The 2,824-nt window shown below is 67.7% G+C and carries 3 protein-coding genes; all 3 read right to left on the minus strand.

Features of this window, described 5'->3' with window-relative positions; translation table 11 throughout:
- On the minus strand, positions 1 to 569 hold a 569-nt coding region (locus tag G3N99_RS38000; protein ID WP_206124942.1), incomplete at its 3' end, for an aminotransferase class III-fold pyridoxal phosphate-dependent enzyme.
- 520 nt (positions 570 to 1,089) lie between these two features.
- Positions 1,090 to 2,361: a CocE/NonD family hydrolase gene (locus G3N99_RS38005; protein ID WP_206124943.1), complete on the minus strand. Its 1,272-nt coding sequence runs from the start codon at positions 2,359 to 2,361 to the stop codon at positions 1,090 to 1,092.
- A gap of 106 nt (positions 2,362 to 2,467) precedes the next feature.
- A complete protein-coding gene (locus tag G3N99_RS42225; RefSeq protein ID WP_346778518.1) occupies positions 2,468 to 2,764 on the minus strand; it encodes a YchJ family metal-binding protein in 297 nt (98 codons plus the stop codon).
- Between the last annotated feature and the right edge of the window lie 60 nt (positions 2,765 to 2,824).

Below are 2,824 nucleotides of genomic sequence, written 5' to 3' on the forward strand. Positions count from 1 at the left end.
TGCGCGCCGCGCGCGTCGGGTGACGCGACCACGTGCGCATGGCGGATCAGCGGGTCGTACGCGTCCTTGAACAGTGCGACGTCGGTCACGCCGAGCGCGCCGATCGTCTCGCCGTGATAGCTGTTCGCGACGCAGACGAATTCCTGCTTGTTCGCGCGGCCGCGGTTGCGCCACGCGTGGAAGCTCATCTTCAGCGCGATCTCGACCGCCGACGCGCCGTCCGACGCGAAGAACGCATGGCCGAGCGTGCGCTCGGTGAGCACGTGCAGCCGCTCCGCGAGCTCGATCGCGGGCTCGTGCGTGCAGCCGGCGAGCATCGCGTGCTCGAGCGTGTCGAGCTGGTCCTTCAGCGCCGCGTTGATGTCCGGGTTCGCATGGCCGAACAGGTTGACCCACCACGAGCTGATCGCGTCGAAGTAGCGGCGGCCGTCACGGTCGTACAGCCACAGGCCTGCGCCGCGCGCGACGGGGATGAGCGGCAGGCGCTCGTGATGCTTCATCTGGGTGCAGGGATGCCAGACCGCGCGCAGGCTGCGCGCGACCCAGTCGTCGGTGGCTGGCGTACTCAAGGCGGCTCCGGGGGATAAAACGGCCGCGCGGCATCGACGGGATGCCGCGCGGCGAGACACGAATCGCGCTGAGATTAGCGTGTTCCGCGACCCGTTGCACTACCGGTTACAAACGCCGCAAAGCCTTGCCGGGCGGGAGTTCGGCGCAGATCGGGGCGGCTCGGGACGGTACGGTTCAGAAGCCTCGAAATGACCGCAGATGACGACGTTCGAGTGAGACCCCCCAACCGAAAAAAATCGTGGGTCGGGCGGGGCGGCGCGGTGAAAAATCGGGGAGCGAAGGGGGGAATCGGCGGCGCGGGATGATGTGGCCCCACGTGATCGCAAAGAATGACGACGCGCGGGCGGCGAAGGGAAGCCGGACAGGGCGCGGCGCGATGGCGGGTTCACACCGGCATGCGTGGCGTGCCGCATGTGCGACATCCGTCGCGAACACCGCACGCTGCACGCAGCGAGGTCGCGAAGCGACGAAAAGGAGGAGGGGAGAAAAACGAAAAACGGCGGCGAAGGCCGCCGCTCGTCAACGCGAAGCCAGCGCCGGCGTACCGGTGTCGCGTGCGTTGCTGTCGTCGTTGTCGGCCGTCTGCGTCGTGTTCCACACGACCCGGTCGTTGACCGCATACAGCCGGCACGAACCCGCGCCCTGCTTCGCGCAGTTGTCGAGCGCGAGCGCCATCGGGTCGTCGCCGCCTTCGGCCCACGACCATGCGCCTTCCGACGACACCGCGAACGCGCGGCTCGGATGCTGGTTCAGGAAGCGGCGATAGCCTTCGCGGCCGGCTTCGTCGACGTACGGCACCGCGTTGACCGAATCGATCGACGCATAGCCGCTTGCCTTCGGCTCGTGCGGGTTCGCAACTGCGTAGCGCACCGAGGTCGGCAGGTTCAGCTGCGCGAGGAACGCGTTGACGGCCGGCCACCACACGGGCACGCCGTCGCGGTCGACGATCAGCCGGTGCGCGTCGTCCTTGTAGCGGCCGAAATCGATGAACCGGGCCTGCGTGCCGTGCGAAACGTACGCGTCGTGCATTTGCGCGACGAGCCCGGGCGTCCACACCGAGTCGTTGTCGCCGTACAGCCACAGCGACCGCACGGCCGTGTGCGCGCCGTACTGGTCGAACGCGTCGACGAGGTTTTTCTGCCAGCCGTCGCAGAGGTCCTGGCGCAGCCCGCCGGAGAAGTTGATGATGCCGCGCACGCCCGGTGCGGCTTCGGTGCCGTACGCGACCGAGACGAGGCCGCCGTGCGACGTGCCGGCGACGACGATGCGCGATGCATCGACATACGACTGGCGCGACATGTAGCGCACCGTCGCGTCCACGTCAGCCGCCTGCGCGAGGCCGTTCTTGCCGACGTTGCAGCCTTCCTGCTGGTACGTGCCGTCCGACCCCGCGAAGCCCTGGCGGTTCGGTGCGATCACCGCATAGCCGCGGCGCACGAATTCGCGCGCGAACGCGAGCGGCCGGCTGCGCGGCTGCAGATGGAGATCGCCGGTGTTCTTGCCGTGATTGAAGACGACGAGCGGGAACGGGCCGGGGCCGTTCGGCTTGAAGAGCGTGGCCTCGAGCGTGACGGCGCCCGATGCGTCGGCCGGAATGCGGAGGATCTGTTCGTTCAGGTCGGCGGCGACCTGCGGCAGGTTCGAATCGCCGTAATCGAAGCGTTCGGCGTGGGCGAGCGACCCGCTGGCGCCGGCGCCCGTCCCCGTATTGGCGCTCGGCAGCGTACCGGCCTGAGCGGCCGACAGCGCACACGCCGCCATCCATCCCACCAATACCTTGCTGAACGCCATTCGTAAGCCCTGCCATGCAACATGACCAATTCGAGGTCATCGTAGCTGGACAAAATGGGGTTGTGCAATGCGGGAATTACCCGGCGTCTGACACAGCAACTATTTGTCAACGTTCACTTACTTCGCCGTCGACGTAGCGCCAGAAACCGTGCTCGTCGCGCTCGAAACGGCTCGTCTCGTGGAGCCGGTAAGCGCGCCCGCCGACCTTGTAGCGGGCCACGAACTCGACCTCCGCGTGCCGTTCGTCGAGCGGCGCGTGGCGTTTGACCGCGAGGCCGAGCCAGCGCGGCGCGTCGGGCGCTTCGGGGTCGGTGTCGAGATCCGGCGGGCAGGTGCGCGCGACCTGATGGTGTCGGGCGACGCCGGCCAGGATGCTTCCTCCCTGCACGCCATGAACCAGCATTTCGCTTCGTTCTGGAATAGCGCGGAAGTGGTTCGCCCCGAGCCGGAAAAATTCCTCGAA

Source organism: Burkholderia sp. Ac-20392 (assembly GCF_017104585.1).
GTDB lineage: Bacteria > Pseudomonadota > Gammaproteobacteria > Burkholderiales > Burkholderiaceae > Burkholderia > Burkholderia lata.

Coding starts and splice junctions, on each gene's coding strand:
- G3N99_RS38005 (WP_206124943.1), bottom strand. CDS start 2,361: ATGGCGTTCAGCAAGGTATTGGTGGGATGGATGGCGGCGTGTGCGCTG.
- G3N99_RS42225 (WP_346778518.1), bottom strand. CDS start 2,764: ATGCTGGTTCATGGCGTGCAGGGAGGAAGCATCCTGGCCGGCGTCGCC.